Source organism: Bacillus sp. FG16 (assembly GCF_057809515.1).
Window position 1 is genome coordinate 1 of sequence record NZ_JBMDKC010000232.1, and the last position, 1,652, is coordinate 1,652.

The window sequence follows — 1,652 nt, forward strand, 5'->3', positions numbered from 1 at the left end:
CATGCCCATCAACTTAAGAGAACAAATAAAATGAAATTCCCTTCAAAAGGGTTATAAACTGTTCAACAGATGGGTTATTCTTAAATTTACGCATACTAAATAAACTCTAACGAGTTTTATTTTTTAAATTATGCAGCTTTCTTTTGTGCTCCAAACCCATTATACTCATAGATAACACCCATAATATCAAAGACTGTTTTCTTCTCGTATCGATGAGATTTTCGCCCATTTTTCTGTAGTAGGGTAAACAGGCGAATTAGAATCTTTGTTATGTCTTGGGTGTTTCTTTGCATCGTTTGATATAATAACGATAGATGATCTTGAATCATGCCAATGGCTTTATATTCACTCAATTCTTTTTTATTCTTTTGCAAAAGAAGTTGACGCATCTTAAACATCGTAGAAGAACATATAAAAATAGCAATGAGTTTTCCATACACATGACATTCTAATCGTTCTTGTTTGATATTTTGCCACTGATGAATTTGAAATAAGGATTTCCATGTCTTAAAGATAATTTCTATCTGCCAACGAAGAGAGTAAAAATCATGTATTTGTTCCATCGGAACAGTCTCCTCAGGAGTATTTGTCACATATATGTTGATACCAGCTAATCGTTTACTTTTCTCTGAAAGTGTAATCCCCTTCTTACTTTCTACATAAGTTTGTTTTTTTCTACGTTCCTCTATTTGTCTGTCTGTTAAACGATAGATAATCACACGCGTAAATAGTTTTTGATTTTTTCCAATGTAAGCTTCTTTTATTTCATATGTTTGACCGGGTTTTAAATGATTCATAATATGTTCTAAATCCACTTGGATATACTGTGTTTGCTTTTTTACAGTACCGTTTCGAAAATATTCTGGTGATGGATTTTTTATATACACGGTATGATTTAACTTCAATCTGGATATATAGTACACGTCACGTTGATCCATTTGATCTAAATCGTCTAATGAAAAATACCCTAAATCACGAATACATAAATCGCCTGATCGTAAGTTAGATAAGCATTCTGTTCCAAATGTTTTATCATTATTTTTTCCGGGGCCTACTTGGAAATTTAAAAACTGACCGCTATGCAAGTCATATTCTAATTGAATTTTTATGCCCGCTGTTTGTGCGCAACCACCGGATCCAGGATAGGTACTCGCTAAATGTTTTGGTATTTGAAAAATCGTCGCATCCAAAATACGAATGCGTTGAAAGTGAGTAAACGCTTCGCTTGAAATAGCCGATGTTTCGCAAATCTTACTTTTCCATAGTGTAGAAAAAATATGTTTTAAAAAGGCAACAGCTTTTGTATTAAAACGTTTATTGAGTCCTTCTGGACTCATAAGAGTACCTGTGGCTGCATGTAATTGACTACATAATCGAACGAGGGAATCGCTTGCTGTACGTTGACTGACCCAAATACAAATTGTCGCTAGTTCGTTTCCTGAAAACTTTCGTTTTCTTTTTACAAAACCTAATTCTTTTGCAAGTTCTTCCAAAAAAGAAGGAGTTAAATGACGACACAGTTCTTCAGAAAATAGTTGTAATTCATCTTGAATCGAAAGATTCATAAAAAATGTCACCCTTTCTAGCTTTTTAGAAAGAATAACGTTTTTTGACACTTGGGGGTAGTCTTATTTCTTAAGTTGATGGGCATG

General features: G+C 33.5%; 1 protein-coding gene. It reads right to left on the minus strand.

Annotated elements, in window-relative coordinates; all coding sequences use genetic code 11:
* Positions 1-128 precede the first annotated feature (128 nt).
* Positions 129-1,565 (minus strand): IS4-like element IS231I family transposase, encoded by a 1,437-nt coding sequence (locus ACODS7_RS31845; protein ID WP_289665151.1) that lies wholly within the window; start codon positions 1,563-1,565, stop codon positions 129-131.
* Between the last annotated feature and the right edge of the window lie 87 nt (positions 1,566-1,652).

Excerpts from the sequence above, each read along its gene's own strand:
- ACODS7_RS31845 (WP_289665151.1), bottom strand. The coding sequence starts at position 1,565 with ATGAATCTTTCGATTCAAGATGAATTACAACTATTTTCTGAAGAACTG.